We start from the raw sequence: 25,130 nt of genomic DNA, 5'->3' as shown, positions 1-25,130 counted from the left end.
AGCGGAGCATTGCACTTCGTTGAGGCTCCGGCCCTCTCCCCCGCCCCTCTCCCGCAAGCGGGAGAGGGGAGAAAACAAGCGGGATTCGCAGGGCTGGAGCTAGACCTCCAGCCACTCCTTCCTGACCTGCCCGTTCGCCTTCAGTTCGCCCGGCGTTCCTTCAAACACGATATGCCCGTGGCCCATAACATAGACCCGCTGCGAGATATCGAGCGCAATCGCCAGCTTCTGCTCGATCAGCAGCACCGAGACGCCGCGTTCCTTCAAGGTCTTCAGGTAATCCCCCACCAGCGCCACGATCATCGGCGCCAGCCCTTCGGTGGGCTCGTCGATCAGGACCAGGTCAGGATCGCCCATCAGCGTACGGCACAGCGTCAGCATCTGCTGCTCGCCGCCGGACAGCACGCCGGCCGAGGTGTTCTCGCGCTCCTTCAGGCGCGGGAACATATTGAACATATCCTCCACGCTCCAGCGCGGCTTGGCCTGTCGCGGGTTGCGCTTCTCACCAAGCAGCAGGTTCTGCCGCACCGTCAGCGTGGGGAAAATGTCGCGGTTCTCCGGCACGTAGCCGATGCCGAGATGCGCGATCTCGAAGGTGCGCCGCCCCAGAATCTCTTCATCGCGGAACTTCACTGACCCTTCCGCCTTGACCATGCCCAGGATGGCCTTGGCCATGGTCGAGCGCCCGACCCCGTTGCGCCCCAGCAGCGCCACGATCTCGCCTTCGTCGATATGCGCATCGACGCCGTGCAGGATGTGGCTCTTGCCGTAATAGGCGTGCAGGCCCGTGACTTCCAGCATGCGCTTGCCCATCAGTGCGCTCCTTCGGTGGTGGCTTCATCCAGCGTGGTGCCCAGGTAGGCTTCCTTGACCTTGCGGTTGTTGCGGATGGCCTGCGGGGTATCGGTGGCGATGACTTCGCCGTAGACCAGCACCGAGATGCGGTCGGCCAGCCCGAACACCACGCTCATGTCGTGCTCCACCATCACCAGCGTCTTGCCCACCGTGACCTTGCGGATCAGCTCGACCGCGTGGTCCGACTCCGAGCGGCTCATGCCGGCGGTGGGCTCGTCCAGCAGGATCACCTCGGCGCCGCCGGCGATGGTGATGCCGATCTCCAGCGCGCGCTGCTCGGCATAGGTCAGCAGGCCTGCCTGGCTATCGCGCCGGTGCTGCATGCCGATCAGCTCCAGCACGTCCTCGGCACGCTCGCGCGCGTCGCGCAGGCCGGTGAGCCGGTGCCAGAACGAATACTTGTAGCCGAGCGACCACAGCACCGCGCAGCGCAGGTTCTCGAACACCGACAGCCGATGGAAGATATTGGTGATCTGGAAGCTGCGCGACAGCCCCATGCGGTTGATGACGAAAGGCTGCAGCCCGCCGATCTCTTCACCGTTCAGGCGCACCGTGCCGCTGCTCGGCGCGAAGCGGCCCGAGATCAGGTTGAAGGTGGTCGACTTGCCGGCCCCGTTGGGGCCGATCAGCGCATGGCGCTCGCCCTTGGGGATGCTCAGGTTCACGCCGCGGATGATTTCCGTCTGGCCGAACTTCTTGCGTACCTCGGTCAGTTCCAGTGCCGCCGCGCTCATGCCCTGCCTCCTGCGATTTCTGCCTGCACCTTGTCCCATTGCGCGCGCGACGCGCGCACCGCCAGCCGCCAGGCGGCCAGCCCCACCGCCCACAGCGCCGCGGCCGCCAGCCATGGCATCCAGGTCGCGGCATCGAAGCCGATGCCGAACAGCTTCATGGCGGTGCCGTTGGCGCTGTCGACCTGCACCTTGTAGACCAGTTCGACGGTCAGGATCATCGCCACCAGCAGCACCACGCCGGCCGCGCCGGCCCTGGCATAGGACGGCAGCATGCGGCGCAGCTTGCCCTTCGCCGCCAGCGGCAGCTGCATCAGCAGCAGGCTGGCCAGGCCGCCCGGCACGAACATCACCATCAGCACGAAGAACAGGCCCAGGTAGAGCAGCCAGGCCTTGGTCAGGTCCGACAGCGCCACCGCGAACAGCACGAACACCACCGCGCCGATGACCGGCCCGAAGAACACCCCGGCGCCGCCGATGAACACCGCCAGCAGCACGCCGCCCGAACGCACCGCGCTGACGTTCTCGGCCGAGACGATCTCGAAGTTGATCGCCGCCAGCGCGCCGGAGATGCCGGCGAAGAACGCCGACAGGATCAGCACCAGGTAGCGCACGCGCTGGGTGTTGTAGCCAATGAACTCGACCCGCTCGGGGTTGTCGCGCACCGCGTTGGCAATGCGGCCCAGCGGGGTCTGGGTCCAGGCGTACATCGCCACCATCGACACCAGGCACCACGCCGCGATCAGGTAGTAGACCTGGCGCCCGGGCCCGAAGCTGATGCCGAGGAACGGGTCGCCGACCACACGGTTGGTGGAGATGCCGCCCTCGCCGCCAAAGAACTCCGGGAACATCAGCGAGCTGGCAAAGACCATCTCGCCGATGCCCATGGTGATCATGGCGAAGGTGGTGCCGGCCTTCTTGGTGGTGACGTAGCCGAAGATGACGCCGAAGAACGCGCCGGCCAGCCCGCCCACCAGCGGCAGCATCGACACCGGCAGCCATACCTTGCCGGCGCCGACCATGTTCAGCACATGCACCGCGATAAAGGCGCCCAGCCCGGAATACACCGCATGGCCGAACGACAGCATGCCGGTCTGCCCCAGCAGCATGTTGTACGACAGCGCGAAGATGATCATGATGCCCATCTGCGACATCAGCGTGATGGCAAAGCCGCCGGTGAAGAACAGCGGCAGCACCAGCATGACCAGCACGGTCAGGCTCCAGATGATCCAGCGCGCCAGGTTCAGCGGGCGATAGCGCAGGGTGCGGCCGGTTGCCACCGGCTCGCGGGGTTGTTGCATCGCTTGCTCCATGGCCTCAGCTCTCCCGGGTTCCCATCAGTCCACGCGGGCGGAAGATCAGCATCACCACCAGCAGCAGGTACGGCAGCACCGGCGCCACCTGGGCCACCGTCAGCTTCCACAGCGAATAGAACGGCGTGGCCTCGCTGACCGCCAGCCCCAGGCTGGTCATCAGGCCCGCCAGCGAGGCGTCGATGGTGACCGCGAAGGTCTGCAGCACGCCGATCAGGATCGACGCGATGAACGCGCCCACCAGCGACCCCATGCCGCCCACCACCGCCACCACGAACACGATCGACCCCACCGCGGCGGCCATCGACGGCTCGGTGACGAAGGCATTGCCGCCGATCACCCCGGCCAGCCCGGCCAGCGCGGCGCCGCCGCCGAACACCATCATGAATACGCGCGGCACGTTGTGGCCCAGCGCCTCGACCATCTCCGGGTGGGTCAGCGCGGCCTGGATCACCAGCCCGATGCGGGTGCGCGTCAGCACCAGGTAGATCGCCACCAGCATGCCCAGCGACACCAGCATCATGAAGGCGCGGTACTTGGGGAACGACGAGGTGAACACCGTGAACAGCGGCCCGTCGAGCTCGGCCGGAATCCGGTACGGCACCGCCGCCAGGCCCCACACCAGCTTGACGCCCTCCTCGATCAGGTAGGCCAGGCCGAAGGTGAACAGCAGTTCGGCCACATGGCCGTACTTGTGCACCGTGCGCAAGCCGAAGCGCTCCACCAGCGCGCCCGCCCCCGCCACCAGCAGCGGCGCGAAGATCAGCGCCGGCCAGAAGCCGATCTTGCTGGCGATGGTGTAGGCAAAGTAGGCGCCCAGCATGTAGAAGCTGGCATGGGCAAAGTTGAGCACGCCCATCATGCTGAAGATCAGCGTAAGGCCCGACGACAGCATGAACAGCAGCAGCCCGTAGCTGATGCCGTTCAGCAGTGAGATGACGAAGAATTCCACAGCGTGTCCTTCAAGCTGTTGCCGCCATGCACGAGCATGCCGGCAACCGTCCGGGTCGATCGAGGGTAAGCGCCTCCGCCAGGGGCGGGCATCGCCCCCGGACACTCCCCGTTATGGTCCGGGACAAAGACCGGAAGTATGCAGGCCGCGCGGCCACCTTGTCAGCGTGGCCGCGCGCCGCCGCCAGGATCAGCCCGGCCGCTTCATCTGGCAGGAGGTCGGCTGGGCCGACACGTACTGGTCCATCAGCGCGTTGGTCTTCCAGCCGTAGCCAGTGTTTTCCTGGTCGTACTTGATTTCCTTGCCGTCGACCTTGGTCCAGGTGGCCACCACCAGCGGCTGCTGCGCCTGGTGGTCGGTGTTGCGCATCTCGACCGTGCCGTTCATGCTGTCGACCTTGATGCCTTCCAGCGCCTTGGCCACCTTGACCGGGTCGGTCGAGTTGGCGTCCTTCATCGCCTTGCTCAGCATGGCAATGCCGGTGTACGAGGCCATCACGTAGAAGTCGTCGTTGTACTTCTTCTTGTAGCCCTCGATGATGTCGGCGCCGCGGAAGCCCTTGTTGTTGGGGTTGTAGTAGCCCACGTACTTGACGTGCTCGGCGCCGGCCGCGCCCATCGCCGTCGGCACGCCGGTGGTGCCGGCGTAGTAGGTGTAGTAGTTGGTGGTGAGGCCGGCGTCCTTGCCGGCCTTGATCAGCAGCGCCAGGTCACTGCCCCAGTTGCCGGTGATCACGGTGTCGGCGCCGGAGGCCTTGATCTTGGCCGCGTACGGCGCGAAGTCCTTGACCTGCGCCAGCGGATGCAGGTCTTCGCCGACGATCTGGATGTCCGGGCGCTTGCGCTTCAGGTAGTCCTTGGCGGCGCGCGCCACCTGGTGGCCGAACGAGTAGTTCTGGTTGATCAGGTAGACCTTCTTGACGTTCGGATCCTTGGCCAGGAAGGTGGTCAGCGCCTCCATCTTCATGTCCGAGTTGGCGTCCAGGCGGAAATGCCAGTAGTTGCACTTGGCATTGGTCATGTCCGGATCGACCGCGGCGTAATTCAGGTAGACGATTTCCTTGCCGGGGTTGCGCTCGTTGTGCTTGGCCACCGCGTCCTGCAGCGCCAGGCCGACCGACGAGCCGTTGCCCTGCACGATGTAGCGAATGCCCTGGTCGACCGCCTGCTTCAGGATGGTCAGGCTTTCCTGCGGCGACAGCTTGTTGTCGAAACCCACCACCTCGAACTTGTGCGGACCGGCCCAGCCCTTCTGGTTGGCGACATCGGCCACATACTGCCAGCTCTTGAGCTGGTTCTGGCCAACCGGGGCCATCAGGCCCGAGAGCGGATCGATAAAGGCGATCTTCACCGTATCCGCGAGCGCGGACCCCGAAACCAGCGCAGAACCCAGTGCGGCAAACATGGCCACACCGGCCACCAGCGGACGCATTTTGGTCATACCTGTCTCCTTCACTCTTGTCGTTGGCTTGTGGTTCGATCTCGTCGATGCGGCCGGCCGCGTGGCGCCCTCCTGTTCGCGCCACGGGCCGGCCCCGGCGGCGCCGTGCCGCAAGGCTGGCACGGCGCACCGGATGCTGGCCTGCCGGCCTCAGGCAGTCGGCAGCTTGTAGTCCTTGAACTGCTCGCGCAGCCGCAGCTTCTGCATCTTGCCGGTGGCCGTCAGCGGAATCTCGGTGACAAAGGCCACGTCGTCCGGGATCCACCACTTGGCGACCTTGCCTTCGAAGAACTGCAGCAGCTGCTCGCGGCTGACCTCGGCGCCGGGCTTCTTCACCACCACCAGCAGCGGGCGCTCGTCCCACTTGGGGTGGTAGGCGGAGATGCAGGCCGCCATGTGCACCGCCGGATGCGCGGCGGCGACGTTCTCGATATCGATCGACGAAATCCATTCGCCGCCGGACTTGATCACGTCCTTGCTGCGGTCGGTGATCTGCATGAAGCCGTCGGCATCGATGGTGGCGACGTCGCCGGTGGGGAACCAGCCGTCGACCAGCGGGCTGGCGTCATTGCGGAAATAGCGGTCGATGATCCACGGCCCGCGCACCAGCAGGTCGCCGAAGGCCTTGCCGTCCCACGGCAGCTCCTTGCCCTCGCCGTCGACGATCTTCATGTCGACGCCGTAGATCACGCGGCCCTGCTTTTCCTGGATCTTGTGGCGCTCGGCATCGGACAGGTCCTGGTGCTTGGCCAGCAGCTTGGACGAGGTGCCCAGCGGCGACATCTCGGTCATGCCCCAGGCGTGGATCACTTCCACGTCCAGCGCCTCGAGCGCGCGGATCATCGCCGGCGGCGCGGCCGAGCCGCCGATCACGGTGCGGCGGAAGGTGGAGAACTTCAACTGGTTGGCCTGCACATGCTGCAGCAGGCCCAGCCACACCGTCGGCACGCCGGCGGAGAAGGTCACCTTTTCCTGCTCGAACAGCTCATAGAGCGAGGCGCCGTCCAGCTTGGGCCCCGGCAGCACCAGCTTGGCGCCGACCAGCGGCACCGAATACGGCAGGCCCCAGGCATTGACGTGGAACATCGGCACCACCGGCAGGATCACGTCGCTGGCCGAGCAGCCCAGCGCATCCGGCATGGCCGACGCGTAGGAGTGCAGCACCGTGGAGCGGTGCGAATACAGCGCGCCCTTCGGATTGCCGGTGGTGCCCGAGGTGTAGCACAGGCTCGACGCAAGGTTTTCGTCGAACTGCGGCCATTCGTAGTTGCCGTCCTGGGCGTCGAGCAATTCCTCGTAGCACAGCAGCGGCACCTTGGCTTCGGCGGGCATGTGCGCGCGATCGGTCATCGCCACCCAGCCCCTGACGTTGGGGCAATGCGGGGCCACGCCCTCGACCAGCGGCAGGAAGGTCAGGTCGAAGAAGATATAGCCGTCTTCCGCGTGGTTGACGATATAGGCAATCTGTTCGGGGAACAGGCGCGGGTTGACGGTATGGCAGACGGCGCCCATGCCGGATACGCCGTAGTAGACCTCCAGGTGGCGGTAGCCGTTCCAGGCCAGCGTGCCGACACGCTCGCCCTGCTTCACGCCGAGCGCGCCGAGCGCCTGCGCCAGCTTGCGGGCACGCAGCTCGCAATCGCGGTACGTATAGCGATGCAGGTCGCCCTCCGTGCGCCGCGAGACGATCTCGGTGCTGCCGTAATAACGCGCGGCGTGTTTGATGATGGAGGAAATGAGCAGCGGTGCGCTCATCATTTGACCCATCAATGCCATGAACCTGTCTCCTGAATGCTGTTCTGTCCCACCGAAAAACGAACAACCGTACTATTTTTGGACGGTCGTTCGCATGTTTGGCATCGGCAAGGAGCCGATCCGGTCGTGCACTGCCGTACTGTCGTCGCGTTGCTGTGGTCGGGGCCGCAATTCTGCGGGAGTCCATGCACCGGATTCATGGGCTCAGTGAAGGCAGGAAATAACCTTGCGGTGCATGGCGGCATGTCCAGGCCGGGCGCGGTCTGGTGCCGCGGTCTGGTACCGTTGAGGACGTACAATACTGCGTGGCATGTTGCACCTCAACATGTCGTTTTCCCTAGCCACCATCGCATTTTCGTGCCTTCCGCATGCCGCGCCGCACCGCCTCAGACGCGTGCCGCGGCACCGCGCCGAGCGCACCGAAAGCGCACTGCCACCTGACGCCCCAGCGCCCCTACGCGATGCCAGACACGCCCCCGCCGCACGCTCCGCAAGCCGTAGCCGACACCGCCATGCCGGCGACCCTGCCGCTGCCATTCCCGACCGCGCCCGGCTTTGCCGAACTGGGCCCGCGGTTCTTCACGCGCCTGCGTCCCACGCCGCTGCCATCGCCGTACCTGGTGAGCGTGGCGCCGGCGGCCGCGGCGCTGCTGGGCTGGGACGCCAGCGTTGGCAGCCGGCAAGATTTCATCGACACCTTCATCGGCAACCAGGTGCCGGACTGGGCCGATCCGCTGGCGACGGTCTATTCCGGACACCAGTTCGGGGTCTGGGCCGGCCAGCTCGGCGACGGCCGCGCCATCCGCCTGGCGCAGGCGCAGACCGACACCGGCCCCTGGGAAATCCAGCTCAAGGGCGCAGGCCTGACGCCCTATTCGCGCATGGCCGACGGGCGCGCGGTGCTGCGCTCGTCGATCCGCGAGTACCTGTGCTCGGAGGCAATGGCGGCGCTGGGCGTGCCGACCACGCGCGCGCTGTCGATCATGGGGTCCGACGCCCCGGTGCGGCGCGAGACCATCGAGAGCGCCGCGGTCGTGACCCGGCTGTCACCCACCTTCATACGCTTCGGGCACTTCGAGCACTTCGCCGCGCACGACGACGTGGCCGCGCTGCACAAGCTGGCGGATTTCGTCATCGACAACTTCATGCCGGCCTGCCGCGAAGACGGGCAGCCGTACCAGGCGCTGCTGCGCGAGGTCTCGCTGCGCACCGCCGACCTGATCGCGCACTGGCAGGCGGTGGGCTTCTGCCACGGGGTGATGAACACCGACAATATGTCGATCCTGGGCCTGACCATCGATTACGGCCCGTTCGGCTTCCTCGATGCGTTCGACGCCAACCATATCTGCAACCACTCCGACACCCAGGGTCGCTACGCCTACAGCCAGCAGCCGCAGGTGGCGTTCTGGAACCTGCACTGCCTGGCGCAGGCGCTGCTGCCGCTGTGGCTGCCGCCCGGGCAGGCCGACCAGGAAAGCGCGCGCGAGGCCGCGGTCGAAGCCGCGCGTGCCGCGCTGGACCCGTTCCGCGAGCGCTACGCCGCGGCGTTCTTCCGCCACTACCGCGCCAAGCTGGGCCTGCGCCCGCCCGCCGGCGGCGACGACAAGACCGACGAGCCGCTGCTGACCAGCCTGTTCCAGCTGCTGCACGGCCAGCGCGTCGACTACACGCTGTTCTGGCGCAAGCTGTGCGGCATTTCGTCCACCGATGCCTCGCGCGACGCGCCGGTGCGCGACCTGTTCCTCGACCGCGCGGCCTTCGACGCCTGGGTGGCCGACTACCGCGTGCGCCTGCGTGCCGAGCAATCGCACGATGCCGCCCGCGAACTGGAAATGCTGGCGGTCAACCCCAAATACGTGCTGCGCAACCACCTGGCCGAGACCGCCATCCGCCGTGCGCGCGAGGACAAGGACTTCAGCGAGGTGGACCGGCTGCTGGCGGTGCTGTCGCGCCCGTTCGACGAACAGCCCGAGGCCGGGCACTACGCCGCGCTGCCGCCGGACTGGGCCGCCGGGCTGGAGGTCAGCTGCTCATCCTGACGACTGCGCCCGGCTGCGAGGTGATGCGCCTGCCTGCAAGCCGGTGTAAGGTTCGCGCAATTCCGGCGACGAACGCCGAGGACAAACGGCAAGGACATGCGACAGACGCTGAACGACTGACCGGCCTACTACTCCAAGGGAACACCGCGAGGACAACCATGACCACCACCAAGACCGACGCCGAGTGGCGTGCGCAACTCTCCGAGATCGAATACCGCGTTACCCGCGAAGCCGCCACCGAGCGCCCGTTCACCGGCCGCTACTGGGACCACTGGACCCAGGGCATCTACCACTGCGTGGGCTGCGGCACGCCCCTGTTCGAATCCGCCACCAAGTTCGATGCCGGCTGCGGCTGGCCCAGCTATTTCCGCCCGATCAACGGCGAGGTCATTGCCGAGCATGTCGACCATAGCCACGGCATGACGCGCGTCGAAGTCCGCTGCAAGGAATGCGGCAGCCACCTCGGCCACGTGTTCGAGGATGGCCCGGCGCCGACCGGGCTGCGCTATTGCATCAACTCGGCTGCGCTAAAATTCGACGATCGCGACCCGGCGCAGCGTGCGGCGGATGATGCCCACGCTGCCGAAGCACCCAAACGCGACCCGCAGCCCTGACGCCTGAATGGCCCGGCCAAGACGCCGGGCACAACCTGGACCCGCATGAAATTCCTGTTCGACCTGTTCCCGGTCATCCTTTTTTTTGCCGCATTCAAGCTGGCCGACATCTACACCGCCACCGCCGTGGCCATCGGCGCCACGGTGGTGCAGATCGGCTGGGTCTGGTTCCGCCACCGCAAGGTCGAGCCGATGCAGTGGGTCAGCCTGCTGATCATCGCGGTCTTCGGCGGCGCCACGCTGGTGCTGCACAACGAGACCTTCATCAAGTGGAAGCCGACCGTGCTGTACTGGCTGTTCGCGGCCGCGCTGCTGGGCTCGGTGCTGGTGTGGCGCAAGAACCTGATCCGCGCCATGATGGAAAAGCAAGTGTCCCTGCCGGATCCGGTGTGGGCGCGCTTGAATGTCGCGTGGGCCGGCTTCTTCGCCGCCATGGGCGTGCTCAACCTGTACGTGGCCTACCAGTTCTCGACCGAGGCCTGGGTCAACTTCAAGCTGTTCGGCAGCATGGGGCTGATGCTGGTCTTCATCGTCGCGCAAAGCGTCTGGCTGTCGCGCCACATGCCCGAAAACACCCAGGAATGACGGCGGCGCCTCGCCCCGTTCCGCCCCCCACGAACCGAAGGAAACCATTGATGGCAGCCGATCCCGCTACGATCGAGGCAATGCTGCGCGCAGCGCTCGCCCCCAGCCACCTGGCCGTGCGCGACGACAGCGCGCTGCACGCCGGACACGCCGGCGCCGCGTCCGGCGGCGGACATTACGACGTGACAATCGTCAGCGAGCGCTTTGCGGGTCACAACCGGGTTGCCCGACACCGCATGGTGTATGATGCGCTGCGCGGTCTGTTCCCCACGCAGATCCACGCCCTCGCCGTGACTGCGTTCACCGACCAAGAGTACCAATCCCGCGCACAATCCCTCGCACCCTCACGCGATTCTTCCAGCAACTCTCAGACCTGATTCCATGAAGACCACCGTCCTCTCGTTCAGCCTGGCGGCTGTGCTTGCTGCCGGCAGCCTGCCGGCCATCGCCCAGAATGCCGCCGTCGTGAATGGCAAGGCCATTCCGTCGGCAAAGCTGGACAAGTTGATCGCCGGCACCGGCCAGCCCGACAGCCCGGAGCTGCGCACGCGCGCCCGCAACATGCTGATCGACCGCGAACTGCTCGTGCAGGAAGCCAACAAGCGCGGCCTGACCCAGCGCGACGACGTGCAGGAGCAACTGGAACAGGCCCGCCTGAACGTGCTGGCCGGCGCGGTGTTCGAAGACTACGTCAAGACCCACGGCGCCAGCGACGCCGAGCTGCGCAAGCAATACGACAAGATCAAGTCGCAGTTCGGCAACGGCAAGGAATACCACGCCCGCCACATCCTGGTGGAAAAGGAAGCCGACGCCAAGGCCATCATCGCCAAGATCAAGGGCGGCGCCAAGTTCGAAGACCAGGCCAAGGCCGCGTCGAAGGACCCGGGCTCGGCCGCCAACGGCGGTGACCTGGACTGGGCCAACAGCAGCAGCTACGTGCCCGAGTTCTCGGCGGCGATGACCGGCCTGAAGAAGGGCCAGATGACCGATACCCCGGTCAAGACCCAGTTCGGCTGGCACATCATCGAGCTGGTCGACGTGCGCGACGCCAAGATCCCGTCGTTCGAAGAAGTGAAGCCGCAGCTGACGCAGATGCTGATGGGCGACCAGAACTGGCAACGCGAGCAGTTCCAGGCCATGATGAAGGCCCTGAAGGACAAGGCCAAGGTCCAGTAAGCCGCGGGCCGGTCGCCCCCGCCGGTCCTGCAGCCATCACGGATGCAGCGCGTGCAGACGACCGGCCGCTACTGGCAGCTCTGGCATCTCTCGTCCCGCGGCCTGTGCTATTGCGCACTGGCCTGGACCACCCTGGACGGCGCCGCCCCCGGCTGGCGCCGGCTCCATCCCCACCTCCCCTTGCGGGATCGGTATTCCCCGGAAAAGACCTTGCATGCGGTCGTGGCCTATCAGCTGGCCAGCGGCACGCTGGTGCCGGTGCGCGGATATGAGGGCGCGCGGATGCTGACGTATGCGTATGTGGCCTGGAGTTCGAAGCCGCGAGGAGTCGCTGCGGCCTGACGCCGCGCAAAAAAAAGCCACCGGCACCGCCGGTGGCTTTCTGACTGCACTACCCTGCGCGCGGGCGCCGGTGAGCCTTACCCCACCCACTTCCTCGCATTCCGGAACATCCGCATCCACGGGCTGCCGCCGTCGGCGATCTGCTTCCAAGCGTCCGGCGCCCAGCTCATGGTCGCGGCGCGGAATACGCGCTCGGGGTGCGGCATCAGCACGGTGAAGCGGCCGTCGACGGTGGTCACCGAGGTGATGCCGTCCGGCGAGCCGTTCGGGTTGAGCGGATAGGTCTGCGTGACCGCGCCGTAGTTGTCGACAAAGCGCAGCGCCACGTGGGCCTGGTCGATATTGCCTTGCTGCGAGAAGTCGGCAAACCCTTCGCCGTGCGCGACCACGATGGGAACGCGGCTGCCTTCCATGCCGGCGAAGAAGATCGACGGCGACGACTGCACCTCGACCGTGACATAGCGCGCCTCGTACTGCTCCGACTGGTTGCGCGTGAACTGCGGCCACGCACCGGCGCCCGGAATGATCGGGGCCAGGTTGCTCATCATCTGGCAGCCGTTGCACACGCCCAGCGCGAAGGTGTCCTGGCGGTTGAAGAAGGCGGCGAACTGCTCGGCCATCTGCGCGTTGAACAGGATGGTCTTGGCCCAGCCCTCGCCCGCGCCCAGCACGTCGCCGTAGCTGAAGCCGCCGCAGGCGACGAAGCCGGTGAAGTCGGCCAGGTTGGCGCGGCCGGCGATCAGGTCGCTCATATGCACGTCGTGCGTGTCGAAGCCGGCGCGGTCCATGCTGTACGCCATCTCGATCTGCGAATTGACGCCCTGCTCGCGCAGGATCGCCACGCGCGGACGCGCGCCGGTGGCAATGAACGGCGCGGCGATGTCTTCGGCCGGATCGAACGTCAGCACCGGGCTGATGCCGGGGTCGGCGGCGTCGAGCAGGCGGTCGTATTCGCTGTCGGCGCAGGCCGGGTTGTCGCGCAGGCGCGCGATGCGCCAGCTGACTTCGCTCCAGTTGCGCTGCAGGTCGGTGCGCGAGGCGCCGAACACCTTCTTCGCGTCGCGGTAGATCTCGACCTGGTCGGTGGTGTTGGGCTTGCCCACCACGTGGCTGCATGCCGACAGGCCGGCCTCGCGCAGCACCGCGAAGACCGCGTCGCGGTCTTCCATGCGCACCTGCACCACCGCGCCCAGTTCTTCCGAGAACAGCGCGCGCAGGGTCTGGTCGTTGCGGCGCTCGGCGATCTGCTGGGCCCAGTTCTTGGCATCGCCGTAGTCCTGCTCCTGCTGCGGATCGAGCGCCAGCATGTCGACGTTGAGCGAGATGCCGCAATGGCCGGCAAAGGCCATTTCGGCCAGCGCCGCCAGGAAGCCGCCATCGGAACGGTCGTGGTAGGCCAGCAGCTTGCCCTCGCAGTTCAGGCGCTGGATCACGTTGAAGAAGTTCTTCAGGTCTTCCGCATTGTCGACGTCGGGGGCGCTGTCGCCGACCTGCTGCGTGACCTGCGCCAGGATGCTGCCGGCCATGCGGTTCTTGCCGCGGCCCAGGTCCACGGCGATCAGCACGCTGTCGCCGGCGTCGGTGCGCAGCTGCGGCGTCAGCGTGCGGTTGACGTCGTCGACCGCGGCAAAGGCCGAGATGATCAGCGACACGGGCGCCACCACTTCCTTGTCGACGCCCTCGTCCTGCCACTTGGTGCGCATCGACAGCGAATCCTTGCCCACCGGAATGCTGATGCCCAGCGCCGGGCACAACTCCATGCCGACGGCATGCACGGTGTCGTACAGCTTCGCGTCTTCACCTTCCACGCCGCAGGCGGCCATCCAGTTGGCCGACAGCTTGACCTTGCCCAGGTCCTTGACCGGCGCGGCGGCCAGGTTGGTCAGCGCCTCGCCGATCGCCATGCGGCCGGAAGCCGGGGCATCGATCACGGCCAGCGGCGTGCGCTCGCCCATGGTCATCGCCTCGCCCGCATTGCCCTTGTAGTCCAGCGTGGTCACGGCCACGTCGGCCACCGGGACCTGCCACGGACCGACCATCTGGTCGCGTGCGTTCATGCCGCCCACGGTACGGTCGCCGATCGAGATCAGGAACGACTTGCTGGCCACGGTCGGATGACGCAGCACGTCGCGCACGGCCTGCTCCAGGCTGATGCCGGTCACGTCCACCGCCGGCAGCGGCTGCTCGACGCGCTTGACGTCGCGGTGCATGCGCGGCGGCTTGCCCAGCAACACGTCCATCGGCATATTGACCGCGTAGTGTTCCTTGAGCGCGGCGTCGACGCTGGCGTCGACCAGCTGCAGCTGCTTCGCTTCGGTGGCGATGCCGACCACGGCAAAGGGCGAACGCTCGCGCTCGCACATGGCCTGGAATTGCGGGAAGCTGTCCGGCGCGATCGCCAGCACATAGCGCTCCTGCGACTCGTTGCACCAGATCTCCGCCGGCGACAGGCCGGACTCTTCCAGGTGCACCTGGCGCAGGTCGAAGCGCGCGCCACGGTCGGCGCCGTCGACCAGTTCCGGGAAGGCGTTGGAGATGCCGCCCGCGCCGACGTCGTGGATCGACAGGATCGGGTTGGCGTCGCCGAGCTGCCAACAGGCGTTGATCACTTCCTGCGCGCGGCGCTCCATTTCCGGGTTGCCGCGCTGGACCGAGTCGAAGTCCAGGTCAGCGGTATTGGTGCCGGTCGCCATCGAGCTGGCGGCGCCACCGCCCATGCCGATGCGCATGCCCGGGCCGCCCAGCTGGATCAGCAGCGTGCCGGCCGGCAGCGGGTTCTTGTGCGTGTGCGCGGCGTCGATATTGCCGATGCCGCCCGCGATCATGATCGGCTTGTGGTAGCCGCGCACGGTGCCGCCGACGTTCTGCTCGTAGACGCGGAAGTAGCCGCCCAGGTTGGCGCGGCCGAATTCGTTGTTGAACGCGGCGCCGCCGAGCGGGCCGTCGATCATGATCTGCAGCGGCGAGGCGATGCGGTCCGGCTTGCCGGTCACGCCGGGCTTGTCGTCGGGGTTGCGGTGCGCCACCGGCTGGGCCGCATCGCGATCGTTTTCCCACGATTCGACGGCATCGGGCAGCATCAGGTTGGACACCGTGAAGCCGGTCAGGCCGGCCTTGGGCTTGGCGCCGCGGCCGGTCGCGCCCTCGTCGCGGATTTCGCCGCCGGCGCCGGTGGAAGCGCCCGGGAACGGCGAGATCGCGGTCGGGTGGTTGTGCGTCTCGACCTTCATCAGCGTGTGCGTCAGCGCTTCGTGGCGGCCGTACTTGTGGTCATCGCCGCGCGGGAACCAGCGCTCTGCCACGTCGCCTTCCATCACCGCCGAGTTGTCCGAGTAGGCCACGATCGAGCCCTGCGGATTGAGCTGGTGCGTGTTGCGGATCATCGCGAACAGCGACTTGTCCTGCTGCACGCCGTCGATGGTCCAGGTGGCGTTGAAGATCTTGTGGCGGCAATGCTCGCTGTTGGCCTGCGCGAACATCATCAGCTCGACGTCGGTCGGATTGCGCTCCAGCTTCGCGTAGGCGTCGACCAGGTAGTCGATCTCGTCCTCGGACAGGGCCAGGCCCATCTCGACGTTGGCCGCGGCCAGCGCGCTGCGGCCCGCGGAGATGTCGATAAAGCGCAGCGGCTTGGCCGGCAGTTCCTGGAACAGGCCGGCGGCATCGTCACGCGAGGCGACCACGGTCTCGGTCATGCGGTCGTACAGATGCGCGGCGACCGCGGCGCGGGTGTCCGCGTCCAGCGACTTGCGGCCGCGCAGCAGGCCCTTCTTGCAAACGACGGTGATCTCGATGCCGCGCTCGATGCGGTGGATATGCGCGAGGCCGCAGTTGTGGGCGATATCGGTGGCCTTGCTGGCCCACGGCGAGATCGTGCCGAAGCGCGGGATCACCACGAAGCGGTCGCCCTCGGGCTGCTCGGCGAACGGTGCGCCATAGGTCAGCAGCGCCGCCACGCGCGAGTGGTCGTCGGCCGACAGCGGCGTCTGCGCATCGACGAAATGCAGGAACTGGCCGTGCACCGACTCGATATCGGCGTCGATTTGCCGGAGAGCGGTGAGCAGGCGTTGCTGACGGAAGGCGGAAAGCGCCAAAGCGCCGGGGAAGCACGAGAAATGCGCCATGATCGTAGCGGTCGGGAGGCGGTGAGGTAGGGGCTGCAGCTTGGCCGGCACCGCTGCATGGGGTGCCGGCTCGCGGGAAACCGCTATTGTACCTTGCCGGGCCCCGCTTTTTGCACTGCGACATCACGGCCGCGCTGTGTCAGCACGGATCGTGATAATGCTTATGCATCACTTGCACGCAATGAACGGCTCAGAGTGACGTCGCCGACCGCGCCGCCTGCTCGTACAAGCCGGTCAATACCCGCATCAGCCGGGCCAGTTCGCCGATCTCGGCATTCTCTTCGCTGCCCGCGGTGAAATTGCTGGTCAGGCATTGCTCGCGGATCTCGCGGTAGCGCGAACACGCCTCGGCGCCAGCCTCGGTGGTCGAGTACGTCGCCTCCTTGCCTACCCGCTCCCCGCTCACCAGCCCCAGTCCTTGCAATTTCTTCAGCGCGTAGGTGACCAGGTGAGTGTCTTCCACGTTGAGCACGAAGCAGATGTCGGCCAGCCGCTTGGACCGGCCACGGTGGTTGACATGGTGCAGCACCAGCACGTCGAGGAAGGTCAGGTCGCGCACGCCGGCCGCGCCCATGCAGCGCACCACCCAGCGGCTGTAGGCGTTGTAGGCGGTGTTCAGACCGAATTCGAATTCCGACAACTCGGGACTGCGCACCGACACCAGATGGGACGACGACACGATACTGGCGCCGGCGGCGCGCGACAGTGCGGTGGCTGGCCTGCCGGCAGGGGTATCGGCGACCGCGGCGTCTCCGGCGGCGGGTGCGCTTTCGGCTGGCTTGCGTGACATGGGGGACGATTCCTTTCGATGGAGGACGGCATTGGCGGCGTTCGGGGTACCAGATTTCGCTGGATCGACCCCGCGGGCGCGCGCCTTTGGCCTGACAGTTTATCGGTGAATTACCACGAATAAAACGACATTTCGGGCGGCCCGCCCGGGGCTGGGTAGCCGGACAGGCGTCACCGCGTTTCGGACTCTTCCCAGACCAGCCGGAGACGCTATACTGTATATTCATACAGTATCGATCCGAGCCCCCATGTCGCCCGAACCTGCAAACTGCCCCCTTTGCGGCGCTGCTGCCGAGCGCACGCGCGCCGCGCCGCGCGGCTACCTCTACCTCTGCCCCGGCTGCGGCGCCTATCACATCAGCCGCGGCGCCCTGGCCTGCCGCCAGGACATTCCGGCTTCGGCCAGGAGCGATGTGCGGCTGCTGCGCGCCTATGGCCACCAGCCCCAGATCGAGGTCTGCCGGGACGGCGTGCGCATCGTGCCGGGGCGGGGGTAGGCATGGGCAACAGCAAACGGGCGGCAAGCTGCCACCTGCCCGCGGCAACACCCGAATATCCGGTGCCGGGGGCGAACGGCATACTGGCGCAGGTGCAGGGCCACCATGTCGCCGCCGCGCTGCAGACCCTGCCGCGCGCCACGGCGGACGCGCCCAATCACCATGAGGTGCTGGTCGAAGCCGGCCATCTCGGCACGGTCCGGCTCTTTGTCGTGAAGAAGCTCGCGCGCCATAACCGGCACAGCCACTATTACTGGTCGGCCTACCGTGCGGAACCGGCCAGCGCGGAACCGGCCTGACGCCAGGCCGTGCCGCCTGGTGTTCGCACCACCCCGAAGCATCAACACGTGATGCATTTCTGCCACGCTACCTCTTGAGTAGGGATATGCTATGGCGACCACGGCGCGCAATATCGAACGGTCGGATGCGTTCACCCATCCGGCTTCGACCGCCCGCTACACGTAGCGGGCGCTTTTTTGCGCCTGATCCGGGAGGCAATATGCAAGCGCGAATCATTCGCGTTACACCGGTCGACTCTGGCTGGGCGCTGGACTCCGCAAGCTTTCCGCAGCCGCAACGGTTCCCGACGCTCGAGGACGCGATCCTGGCGGGATGGGCGCAGGCCCGGCGCGAGCACGGCGAACTGCATATCCATCGCCACGACGGTGGCCTGCGCCTGCGCGCGGCGGCAGGCAGCGCCGATGAATCACAAGGCTGAGATCGCGGGCGATTGCAGGCCTGGGCGCGGATCACTGCCGAGGCACGTGCCGTGACCGGTGGCGCGCCCCCATGGACCTGCTCTCTCGGACACGCCGGCAATCGGCGTAAGATGGCTCCCACCCAGGTACATAGACGGGTTCGTCCAATCCTGCCGGAGCAAACATGAGACTTGCCGATTTCATCTTGCGCGACATGAGCCGGATCCTGACGGAGTGGGAGGCGTTCGCCGCCACCCTGATGCCTGCCGCCAGACACATGGACTCGCTCGCGCTGCGCGATCACGCGCTGCAGATCCTGCAGGCCGTGGCCAGGGACCTGTCGACCCCGCAATCGCGCCACGCCCAGCGCGAAAAGTCGCTCGGACGAGCGCCGCGACTGGCCAATGCACCGGAGACCGCGGCCCAGACGCACGCGCTGTTGCGGGCGCGCCATGGCTTCAACGTCAACCAGATAGTGGGCGAGTACCGCGCCCTGCGCGCCAGCGTGCTGCGCCTGTGGATCGACGCCTGCCATCCGGACCTGCCGGATCGCGATGACATGATCCGCTTCAACGAAGCCATCGACCAGGCCGTCGCCGAATCGGTCGGCTATTTCGATGCGCAGGTCGAGCAGGCGCGCAACCTGCTGCTCGGCATGCTGGGCCACGACATGCGCAGCCCGCTGCAGACCATTCAGGCCACCGCGAGCTACCTCGCGGCGCTCAATGCCGGCGAAAAAGTGTCCGAAGCCGCGGCCCGCCTGATTCGCAGCGGTGCCCGCATGAACGCACTGCTGGACGACCTGTGCGACTTCAACCGGGCCAATCTCGGCCTGGGCATCAACGTCGCTCCCACCGACATCAATCTGGCGCAGGTGTTCGGCGATGCCGTGGACCAGCTGCGTGCCGCCCACCCGGACCACCGCATCGAGTTCGCGGTCCATGGCAACGTGCAGGGCGTCTGGGACGGCCTGCGGCTGCAGCAGCTGCTTTCCAACCTGGTCACCAATGCGGTCACGTACGGCGCCGCTGACACGCCGGTCCGCGTTGCCGTGACCGGCGACGATGCGGAGGTCCGTGTCGCGGTCTGGAACAGCGGGCCGCCGATCGATCCGCAGACCCTGAGCCAGATCTTCGACCCGCTCAGGCGGGGCGAGCATCCGCACGACAGGAACGCCCCCGGCCTGGGGCTGGGGCTGTATATCGCGAGCGAAATCGCCAAGGCCCACCAAGGCTCGATCGAGGCCCGCTCAGATGAGGCCGGCACCGTGTTCGAGGTACGCCTGCCGCGCCAGGCCTAGCCGGCGGTGGTACCAGCGGCCTGCGCGCCATCACATAGAGGCCATCCCTATCTGTCACCGTGCAGGGCTTCTTGCTACCCTTGAGGTTCCCAGGCTGCCCCCAGCGCACGCTGCACGCGCCTCCGCACCCACTTGCCAACCCATGCCCTTGATGCTTCCCGACCTCGATACCCTCAACGCCCGCCTGCGCGATGGCGCCACCAGCCGCGCGCAGATCGTCGAGCAGGCCGCGGCCCGGGCGGCCACGCCGGCGGCCGAGGCCGTGTTCCTGCACAGCACCTTCGAGGCTGCCGCGCAGGTGGCGCGCGCCGCCGATGCCGCCAGCCGTGCCGGCAAGGCGCTGCATCCGCTGGCGGGCCTGCCGGTCTCGGTCAAGGACCTGTATGACGTGGCCGGCGAGGTCACCCGCGCCGCCTCGCTGGTGCGCGCCGATGCCGCGCCGGCCGCCGCCGACGCCCCGGTGGTGGCGCGGCTGCGCGCGGCCGGGGCGGCGCTGGTCGGGCGCACCAACATGACCGAGTTCGCGTTCTCGGGCGTGGGCATCAATCCCCATTACGGCACGCCTGCCAATCCCGCCGGCGGCGATACCGGCGGCGCCGCTCGCATCCCGGGCGGATCGTCGTCGGGCGCCGCGGTATCGGTGGCGCTGGGGCTGGCGGTGGCCGCGCTCGGCAGCGACACCGGCGGCTCGATCCGCATCCCGGCCGCGCTGTGCGGCATCACCGGGTTCAAGCCCACTGCGCGGCGCGTGCCGCTGGCCGGGGCCTTCCCGCTGTCATATACGCTCGACACCGCCTGCGCCATGGCGCGCACGGTCGGCGACTGCATCGCGGTGGACAGCGTGATCGCCGACAGCGCAGTGCTGCCGCGCGTGACCGATGCCGCTGCCACCCGGCTGGCGATCCCGCGCCAGCTGCTGCTCGACGATCTCGATCCGGTGGTGGCGCGCGCCTTCGACCGCGCGCTGGGCCGGCTGTCGGCCGCCGGCGTGCGGCTGGAGCATGTCGACCTGCCCGAACTCGGCGAACTCGCCGCGCTGAACGCGCACGGCGGCTTCAGCGCGGCCGAGGCCTATGCCATCCACCGCCACCTGCTGGCGGCCCGCCGCGACCGCTACGACCCGCGCGTGGCGTCGCGCATCGACCGCGGCGCCGGCATCAGCGCCGCCGACTATATCGACCTGGGCCGCGCGCGGCTGGACTGGATCGCCCGCATGGAAACCCGGCTGGCCGGCTTCGACGCCGTGGTCTGCCCCACCGTGCCGATGGTGGCGCCCGAGATCGGGCCGCTGCGCACCGATGACGCGCACTTCTTCCGCGTCAATGCCCTGCTGTTGCGCAATACCTCCGCCTTCAATTTCTTCGACGGCTGCTCGCTGTCCATGCCCTGCCACGCGCCGGACGAGCTGCCGGTGGGGCTGATGCTGTCGCACGGGCCGATGCGCGACGCCGCCCTGCTCGGCACGGCGCTTGCATTGGAACGCATCGTGCAGCCCATCGTGCAGCCCTCAGCGCGCGACGACTGAGCCCGCCGCCGCGCCGTTGATCTTGCGCCACGCACCCGGCCCGGAACCAGGCTGCGCGTGGCACCAGGTAGTACGCAACCCGCTGTACCACCGCGCCCCCGCGCGCACACCAGGAGAGATCGAGATGCGAGTCAAGGCAATGATCGCGGCCACGCTGATGCTGGCCGCCGTGGCGGCACAGGCGGACACCAAGTGGGACCTGCCCACCGGCTACCCCGTCGCCAACCTGCACACCGAGAACCTGCAGCAGATGGCCAGCGATGTCGACAAGGCCACCGGCGGCAAGCTCAAGATCGTGCTGCATCCGAACGGGTCGCTGCTCAAGGCCAACGAGATCAAGCGCGGCGTGCAGACCGGCCAGGTGCAGATGGGCGAGATCCTGATGTCGCTGCTGGCCAACGAGAATCCAATATTCGGCGTCGACGCGGTGCCGTTCCTGGCCACCAGCTATGCCGATGCCTACAAGCTGTGGCAGGCCTCGCGCCCGGTCACGGAGAAGGTGCTCGACAAGCAGGGGCTGAAGCTGCTGTACGCGGTGGCCTGGCCGCCGCAGGGCATCTACGCCAACAAGCCGATCAATTCGGCCGCCGACATGAAGGGCCTGAAGTGGCGCGCCTACAATCCCGCCACCTCGCGCATCGCCGAACTGGTGGGGGCGCAGCCGGTCACGATCCAGGCCGCCGACCTGGCGCAGGCGCTCGCCACCGGCACCGTCAACTCCTTCATGTCGTCGGGTGCGACCGGGGTCGACACCAAGGTGTGGGAGAGCGTGAAGTACTTCTATGCGGTCGATGCCTGGCTGCCCAAGAACATGCTGGTGGTCAGCAAGAAGGCTTTCGCGGCGCTCGACAAACCCACCCAGGACGCCCTGCTCAAGGCCGTCGCCGACGCCGAGAAGCGCGGCTGGCAGGTGTCGGAGCAGAAGACCAAGGAATACCTGGCCACGCTCGCCAAGAACGGCATGACGGTGCAGCAGCCGTCGCCGCAGCTCAAGGCGGACATGCAGAAGCTGGGCCAGACCATGGTGGAAGACTGGGCCAAGAGCGCGGGCGCCGACGGCAAGGCCATCCTCGACGCCTACCGCAAGTAAGCCCGCGGGCCACCAACTCCAGCGCCTGCATCGCGGCCGCGCCGGCTGCGTTGCAGGAAGCCCATCCTTACTCTGCGCCGCCCATCATGCCCACTGCCCCCTCCTCCAAGCGCTGGCTCGACCGCGTGCTGGACCTGTTCGCCGCGCTCGGCGCGCTGTGCATCCTTGCCGTTTGCGTGATCATGATCCTGATGTCGCTGTCGCGCGAAACCTCGGTGATCTTCAAGGGCGGCGACGACATCGTGGCCTGGCTGTGCGCCGCCTCCGCCTTCCTGGTGCTTGGCCAGACCTTCCAGCATGGCGGCATCGTGCGCGTGGAGATGCTGCTGTCGGCGCTCGGCCCGCGCCGGCGCTGGCTGCTGGAACTGGTCTCGCTGACCATCTGCCTGGTGTTCGCCGCTTATGCAAGCTGGGCGCTGGGCACCTTTGCCTGGCAGAGCTGGGAGATTGGCGATGTCTCGCAAGGCCAGATCGTGATCCCGTTGTGGATCCCGCAGAGTTTCGCCGTGCTGGGCTGCGCGGGGTTCCTGCTGGCGGTCGCGGATGAATGGCTGCGCGTGGTGCGGCGCCAGAAGCCGCGCTACCAGCTGGCCCAGGAAGCCAAGCTTGCCGCCGGCGATTTCGGGGAGACGGTCTGATGAGCACAGTCGTGGTTGCACTGATCCTGCTGCTGGTGCTGATCGTCTTCCTCGCGCTGGGCGCGTGGATTCCCGTGGCCATCGCGGTCACGTCGTGGCTCGGGCTGGTGGTGTTCTCGGACCGCGAGGCGCTGGTCAGCCTGGCCAATGCGTGGTGGTCATCGAGCGCCTCGTACACGCTGGCGTCGCTGCCGCTGTTCGTGTGGATGGGCGAGATCCTGTTCCGCACCCGGCTGTCGGAGCAGATGTTCAGCGGGCTGTCGCCATGGCTGAGCTGGCTGCCCGGGCGGCTGATGCACGTCAACATCCTGGGCTGCGGCATCTTCGGCTCGGTGTCGGGTTCGTCGGCGGCCACCTGCGCCACCATCGCCAAGTCGGCGCTGCCCGAACTGACGCGGCGCGGCTACGACGAGCGCATCACGCTGGGCTCGCTTTCGTGCGCCGGCACGCTCGGCATCCTGATCCCGCCGTCGATCACGATGGTGGTGTACGCGGTCTCGGCGGACGTGTCGATCATCCGCGTATTCCTGGCCGGCTTTATCCCGGGGCTGCTGCTGATGCTGCTGTTCTCGGGCTACATCGTGGTCTGGGCGCTGGCCAACCCGGACAAGACCCCGGCGTCGGAGCACTTCAACTGGCGCGCGCGGCTGGCGTCGCTCCGGCAGCTGCTGCCGTGCATCGTGCTGATCGCCTTCATCACTGCGATCATGGTGACCGGCTACTCCACCGCGACCGAGGCCGCCGCCTATGGCGTGGTCGCGTCGCTGGCGCTGGCGTGGGCGGGCGGCTCGCTCACGCGCGCGGCATTCTGGGACAGCCTGATGTCGGCCACGCGCCTGACCGCGATGATCATGTTCGTGCTGGGCGCGACCTCGTTCCTGTCGGTGACCATGAGCTTTACCGGCATCCCGCGCGCGCTGGCCGAGTGGGTGGCCGCGCTGCAGCTGTCGCCGTGGGCGCTGATCGCGGTGCTGACGGTGATCTACATCGTGCTGGGCACGGCGCTGGACGGCATCTCGATGATCGCGCTGACCACCGCCACGGTGCTGCCGATGGTGCAGGCGGCCGGCTTCGACCTGGTCTGGTTTGGCATCTTCATCGTGCTGCTGGTGGAGATTGCCGAAGTCACGCCGCCGGTCGGCTTCAACCTGTTCGTGCTGCAGAGCATGACCGGCAAGGACAGCAACTATATCGCGCGGGTCTCGCTGCCGTTCTTCATGATGATGGTGGTGGCGATCGCCATCGTCACGATCTGGCCCGGCGTGGTGACCTGGCTGCCCGACGCGGTGATGCAGCAGGAGGTCAAATAGCCTTGGCCGGCACGGCAACGGATGCGCGAAGGAGGGTCCGGTAGCGATGCATGTGATCGTCATCGGCGCCGGCGCGATCGGCGTCAGTTCCGCGTGGTACCTGCGCCAGGCCGGTTTCGACGTGACCGTGCTCGAGCGCCGCGGCGCGCCGGCGCAGGAAGCCAGCTTCGGCAATGCCGGCGTGATCGCGCCCGGCTACGTCACGCCGTGGGCCGCGCCGGGCATGCCGGCCAAGATCCTGCGCACGCTCTTCGCGCGCGAGGCGCCGGTGCTGTTCCGCCCCGCCGCCGACCCGGCGATGTGGCGCTGGATCGCGCACTGGCTGCGCGAATGCCGGCTCGAGCGCTACCGCGCCAACAAGCTGCGCATGCAGCGGCTGGCGTTCTACAGCCGCGCCTGCCTGCACCGGCTGCGCAGCGAGCTGGAGATCGACTACGAGCAGTCACAAGGCTACCTGCAGCTGTTCCGCACCGCGCGCGACCTGGACCTGGCCGGGCCCGCCATCGCCCTGCTGCGCGAGAACAACGTGCCGCACCGGCTGGTCAGCGCCGCCGAATGCCGCCAGATCGAACCGGGCCTGGCCGCCGGCACGCCGCTGGCCGGCGGGCTGCACCTGCCCGAGGATGAATCCGGCAACTGCCCGATGTTCGTGCGCGCGCTGCACCGGCATGCAGAGGCCGCGGGCGTGTCGTTCCGCTTCGAGACCCGGGTAACGCGCATCCGGCCGGGCCCGGCCGGAAGGCTGGAGGTCGATCTTTCAGAACCCGGCAGCCAGGGGGCGGCCCCGGAGCTCGGTGCCGAGCGCGTGCTGGTCGCCGCCGGCGCCGACAGTGCCGCGCTGCTGGGCCCGCTGGGCCTGCGCGTGCCGCTGTATCCAGTCAAGGGCTATTCGGTCACGGTGATGATCCGCGACGAACTGCAGGCACCGCTGGGCGCGCTGATGGACGAGTCGTATAAGGTCGCGATGACGCGCATGGGCAACCGGCTGCGCGTGGCCGGCACGGCGGAGCTGGGCTCGCGCCGGCTCGACCTGCGCCCCGCCGCGCTCAACACGCTGGTCAAGGTCGCGCGCGACTGGTTCCCGGTGGCCGGCAACTACCAGGAGGCCACGCAATGGGCCGGCGCGCGGCCGATGCTGCCCGACGGCCCGCCGCTGATTGGCCCCACCGCGGTGCCCGGCCTGTTCCTGAACCTGGGCCATGGTTCGACGGGCTGGGCGATGAGCTGCGGATCAGGCAAGATTGCGGCTGACCAGATCGCCGCCAGCGCAGGTGCTTCCGCCGGCCGCGGCGGTCCGGACATCGACATGGAAGGCCTGCTGCCCGACCGCTACGGGCTGGGGCCGGCCAATTAGGCC

23 protein-coding genes are annotated in these 25,130 nt (G+C 67.5%); 15 read left to right on the top strand and 8 right to left on the bottom strand.

Going from position 1 to position 25,130, the window contains the following annotated elements:
* Positions 1 to 99 precede the first annotated feature (99 nt).
* The 6 genes from MKD38_RS22300 to MKD38_RS22275 all read right to left on the bottom strand — a co-directional run bounded on the left by MKD38_RS22300 (position 100) and on the right by MKD38_RS22275 (position 7,067).
* A complete protein-coding gene (locus MKD38_RS22300) occupies positions 100 to 813 on the bottom strand; it encodes an ABC transporter ATP-binding protein (RefSeq protein ID WP_252680131.1) in 714 nt (237 codons plus the stop codon).
* Positions 813 to 1,589, bottom strand: coding sequence for an ABC transporter ATP-binding protein (locus tag MKD38_RS22295; protein WP_252680129.1), 777 nt, complete (start codon positions 1,587 to 1,589; stop codon positions 813 to 815). The genes MKD38_RS22300 and MKD38_RS22295 overlap by 1 nt, the downstream gene beginning before the upstream one ends.
* The gene (locus tag MKD38_RS22290; RefSeq protein WP_252680127.1) at positions 1,586 to 2,899 is read right to left on the bottom strand and encodes a branched-chain amino acid ABC transporter permease; all 1,314 of its coding nucleotides are present in this window, start codon (positions 2,897 to 2,899) and stop codon (positions 1,586 to 1,588) included. Before MKD38_RS22290 ends, MKD38_RS22295 begins: the two co-directional genes overlap by 4 nt.
* Before the next feature lie 4 nt (positions 2,900 to 2,903).
* On the bottom strand, positions 2,904 to 3,851 hold the full coding sequence (locus tag MKD38_RS22285) for a branched-chain amino acid ABC transporter permease (RefSeq protein ID WP_062799143.1): 948 nt from the start codon (positions 3,849 to 3,851) through the stop codon (positions 2,904 to 2,906).
* A gap of 189 nt (positions 3,852 to 4,040) precedes the next feature.
* Complete coding sequence (locus MKD38_RS22280; protein ID WP_252680125.1) at positions 4,041 to 5,291, bottom strand: branched-chain amino acid ABC transporter substrate-binding protein; 1,251 nt, start codon at positions 5,289 to 5,291, stop codon at positions 4,041 to 4,043.
* 150 nt (positions 5,292 to 5,441) lie between these two features.
* Complete coding sequence (locus MKD38_RS22275; RefSeq protein WP_252680123.1) at positions 5,442 to 7,067, bottom strand: 3-(methylthio)propionyl-CoA ligase; 1,626 nt, start codon at positions 7,065 to 7,067, stop codon at positions 5,442 to 5,444.
* A 440-nt stretch (positions 7,068 to 7,507) separates the two neighbouring features.
* Here MKD38_RS22275 and MKD38_RS22270 point away from each other — a divergent pair, with 440 nt between their 5' ends.
* The 6 genes from MKD38_RS22270 to MKD38_RS22245 all read left to right on the top strand — a co-directional run bounded on the left by MKD38_RS22270 (position 7,508) and on the right by MKD38_RS22245 (position 11,802).
* Complete coding sequence (locus MKD38_RS22270) at positions 7,508 to 9,085, top strand: protein adenylyltransferase SelO (RefSeq protein WP_252680121.1); 1,578 nt, start codon at positions 7,508 to 7,510, stop codon at positions 9,083 to 9,085.
* Between the two features lie 158 nt (positions 9,086 to 9,243).
* Positions 9,244 to 9,699, top strand: coding sequence for a peptide-methionine (R)-S-oxide reductase MsrB (msrB, locus tag MKD38_RS22265; RefSeq protein ID WP_252680119.1), 456 nt, complete (start codon positions 9,244 to 9,246; stop codon positions 9,697 to 9,699).
* A 45-nt stretch (positions 9,700 to 9,744) separates the two neighbouring features.
* Complete coding sequence (locus MKD38_RS22260; RefSeq protein WP_252680117.1) at positions 9,745 to 10,284, top strand: septation protein A; 540 nt, start codon at positions 9,745 to 9,747, stop codon at positions 10,282 to 10,284.
* 50 nt (positions 10,285 to 10,334) lie between these two features.
* A complete protein-coding gene (locus MKD38_RS22255) occupies positions 10,335 to 10,661 on the top strand; it encodes a BolA family protein (RefSeq protein WP_062799129.1) in 327 nt (108 codons plus the stop codon).
* A 4-nt stretch (positions 10,662 to 10,665) separates the two neighbouring features.
* Entirely contained in the window at positions 10,666 to 11,460 is a 795-nt protein-coding gene (locus MKD38_RS22250; protein WP_115680161.1) for a peptidylprolyl isomerase, read from the top strand.
* A gap of 42 nt (positions 11,461 to 11,502) precedes the next feature.
* Entirely contained in the window at positions 11,503 to 11,802 is a 300-nt protein-coding gene (locus MKD38_RS22245) for a hypothetical protein (RefSeq protein WP_252680116.1), read from the top strand.
* A 77-nt stretch (positions 11,803 to 11,879) separates the two neighbouring features.
* Here MKD38_RS22245 and purL read toward each other — a convergent pair whose 3' ends face one another.
* Together purL and MKD38_RS22235 are read right to left on the bottom strand one after the other, a co-directional pair.
* Positions 11,880 to 15,926: a phosphoribosylformylglycinamidine synthase gene (gene purL / locus MKD38_RS22240; protein WP_252680114.1), complete on the bottom strand. Its 4,047-nt coding sequence runs from the start codon at positions 15,924 to 15,926 to the stop codon at positions 11,880 to 11,882.
* Between the two features lie 190 nt (positions 15,927 to 16,116).
* Positions 16,117 to 16,716: a winged helix DNA-binding protein gene (locus MKD38_RS22235; protein ID WP_252680112.1), complete on the bottom strand. Its 600-nt coding sequence runs from the start codon at positions 16,714 to 16,716 to the stop codon at positions 16,117 to 16,119.
* 247 nt (positions 16,717 to 16,963) lie between these two features.
* Between MKD38_RS22235 and MKD38_RS22230 the strand changes: the two genes are divergently transcribed.
* From MKD38_RS22230 to MKD38_RS22190, 9 genes are all read left to right on the top strand, one after another.
* Positions 16,964 to 17,212 carry a hypothetical protein gene (locus MKD38_RS22230; protein ID WP_252680110.1) on the top strand — a complete coding sequence of 83 codons (249 nt, stop codon included), beginning with the start codon at positions 16,964 to 16,966 and terminating at the stop codon, positions 17,210 to 17,212.
* Positions 17,213 to 17,214: 2 nt separating this feature from the next.
* A complete protein-coding gene (locus MKD38_RS22225) occupies positions 17,215 to 17,511 on the top strand; it encodes a hypothetical protein (protein ID WP_252680108.1) in 297 nt (98 codons plus the stop codon).
* A gap of 200 nt (positions 17,512 to 17,711) precedes the next feature.
* On the top strand, positions 17,712 to 17,930 hold the full coding sequence (locus tag MKD38_RS22220; protein ID WP_252680106.1) for a DUF2188 domain-containing protein: 219 nt from the start codon (positions 17,712 to 17,714) through the stop codon (positions 17,928 to 17,930).
* Positions 17,931 to 18,094: 164 nt separating this feature from the next.
* The gene (locus MKD38_RS22215) at positions 18,095 to 19,210 is read left to right on the top strand and encodes a sensor histidine kinase (RefSeq protein WP_252680104.1); all 1,116 of its coding nucleotides are present in this window, start codon (positions 18,095 to 18,097) and stop codon (positions 19,208 to 19,210) included.
* A gap of 142 nt (positions 19,211 to 19,352) precedes the next feature.
* Complete coding sequence (locus MKD38_RS22210) at positions 19,353 to 20,735, top strand: amidase (protein ID WP_252680102.1); 1,383 nt, start codon at positions 19,353 to 19,355, stop codon at positions 20,733 to 20,735.
* A 124-nt stretch (positions 20,736 to 20,859) separates the two neighbouring features.
* Entirely contained in the window at positions 20,860 to 21,825 is a 966-nt protein-coding gene (locus MKD38_RS22205; protein ID WP_252680100.1) for a TRAP transporter substrate-binding protein, read from the top strand.
* A gap of 86 nt (positions 21,826 to 21,911) precedes the next feature.
* Entirely contained in the window at positions 21,912 to 22,463 is a 552-nt protein-coding gene (locus MKD38_RS22200) for a TRAP transporter small permease subunit (RefSeq protein ID WP_252680098.1), read from the top strand.
* A complete protein-coding gene (locus tag MKD38_RS22195) occupies positions 22,463 to 23,773 on the top strand; it encodes a TRAP transporter large permease (RefSeq protein WP_252680096.1) in 1,311 nt (436 codons plus the stop codon). The genes MKD38_RS22200 and MKD38_RS22195 overlap by 1 nt, the downstream gene beginning before the upstream one ends.
* Positions 23,774 to 23,819: 46 nt before the next feature.
* Positions 23,820 to 25,127 carry a D-amino acid dehydrogenase gene (locus tag MKD38_RS22190; protein ID WP_252680094.1) on the top strand — a complete coding sequence of 436 codons (1,308 nt, stop codon included), beginning with the start codon at positions 23,820 to 23,822 and terminating at the stop codon, positions 25,125 to 25,127.
* Positions 25,128 to 25,130: the final 3 nt, after the last annotated feature.

It is taken from the genome of Cupriavidus sp. WGlv3 (assembly GCF_023952475.1).
GTDB lineage: Bacteria > Pseudomonadota > Gammaproteobacteria > Burkholderiales > Burkholderiaceae > Cupriavidus > Cupriavidus phytorum.
The sequence above is the reverse complement of the archived record's forward strand: the minus strand, read 5'-3'. Positions and strand labels throughout refer to the sequence as shown.

Bases quoted from the DNA above. Each gene is read 5' to 3' on its own strand.
- MKD38_RS22295 (WP_252680129.1), bottom strand. From the start codon at position 1,589: ATGAGCGCGGCGGCACTGGAACTGACCGAGGTACGCAAGAAGTTCGGC.
- MKD38_RS22250 (WP_115680161.1), top strand. From the start codon at position 10,666: ATGAAGACCACCGTCCTCTCGTTCAGCCTGGCGGCTGTGCTTGCTGCC.
- MKD38_RS22280 (WP_252680125.1), bottom strand. From the start codon at position 5,291: ATGACCAAAATGCGTCCGCTGGTGGCCGGTGTGGCCATGTTTGCCGCA.
- msrB (WP_252680119.1), top strand. From the start codon at position 9,244: ATGACCACCACCAAGACCGACGCCGAGTGGCGTGCGCAACTCTCCGAG.
- MKD38_RS22215 (WP_252680104.1), top strand. From the start codon at position 18,095: ATGAGACTTGCCGATTTCATCTTGCGCGACATGAGCCGGATCCTGACG.
- MKD38_RS22290 (WP_252680127.1), bottom strand. From the start codon at position 2,899: ATGGAGCAAGCGATGCAACAACCCCGCGAGCCGGTGGCAACCGGCCGC.
- MKD38_RS22255 (WP_062799129.1), top strand. From the start codon at position 10,335: ATGGCAGCCGATCCCGCTACGATCGAGGCAATGCTGCGCGCAGCGCTC.
- MKD38_RS22210 (WP_252680102.1), top strand. From the start codon at position 19,353: ATGCCCTTGATGCTTCCCGACCTCGATACCCTCAACGCCCGCCTGCGC.
- MKD38_RS22200 (WP_252680098.1), top strand. From the start codon at position 21,912: ATGCCCACTGCCCCCTCCTCCAAGCGCTGGCTCGACCGCGTGCTGGAC.
- MKD38_RS22300 (WP_252680131.1), bottom strand. From the start codon at position 813: ATGGGCAAGCGCATGCTGGAAGTCACGGGCCTGCACGCCTATTACGGC.
- MKD38_RS22205 (WP_252680100.1), top strand. From the start codon at position 20,860: ATGCGAGTCAAGGCAATGATCGCGGCCACGCTGATGCTGGCCGCCGTG.
- MKD38_RS22195 (WP_252680096.1), top strand. From the start codon at position 22,463: ATGAGCACAGTCGTGGTTGCACTGATCCTGCTGCTGGTGCTGATCGTC.
- MKD38_RS22275 (WP_252680123.1), bottom strand. From the start codon at position 7,067: ATGGCATTGATGGGTCAAATGATGAGCGCACCGCTGCTCATTTCCTCC.
- purL (WP_252680114.1), bottom strand. From the start codon at position 15,926: ATGGCGCATTTCTCGTGCTTCCCCGGCGCTTTGGCGCTTTCCGCCTTC.
- MKD38_RS22235 (WP_252680112.1), bottom strand. From the start codon at position 16,716: ATGTCACGCAAGCCAGCCGAAAGCGCACCCGCCGCCGGAGACGCCGCG.
- MKD38_RS22220 (WP_252680106.1), top strand. From the start codon at position 17,712: ATGCAAGCGCGAATCATTCGCGTTACACCGGTCGACTCTGGCTGGGCG.
- MKD38_RS22230 (WP_252680110.1), top strand. From the start codon at position 16,964: ATGTCGCCCGAACCTGCAAACTGCCCCCTTTGCGGCGCTGCTGCCGAG.
- MKD38_RS22245 (WP_252680116.1), top strand. From the start codon at position 11,503: ATGCAGCGCGTGCAGACGACCGGCCGCTACTGGCAGCTCTGGCATCTC.
- MKD38_RS22225 (WP_252680108.1), top strand. From the start codon at position 17,215: ATGGGCAACAGCAAACGGGCGGCAAGCTGCCACCTGCCCGCGGCAACA.
- MKD38_RS22190 (WP_252680094.1), top strand. From the start codon at position 23,820: ATGCATGTGATCGTCATCGGCGCCGGCGCGATCGGCGTCAGTTCCGCG.
- MKD38_RS22260 (WP_252680117.1), top strand. From the start codon at position 9,745: ATGAAATTCCTGTTCGACCTGTTCCCGGTCATCCTTTTTTTTGCCGCA.
- MKD38_RS22270 (WP_252680121.1), top strand. From the start codon at position 7,508: ATGCCAGACACGCCCCCGCCGCACGCTCCGCAAGCCGTAGCCGACACC.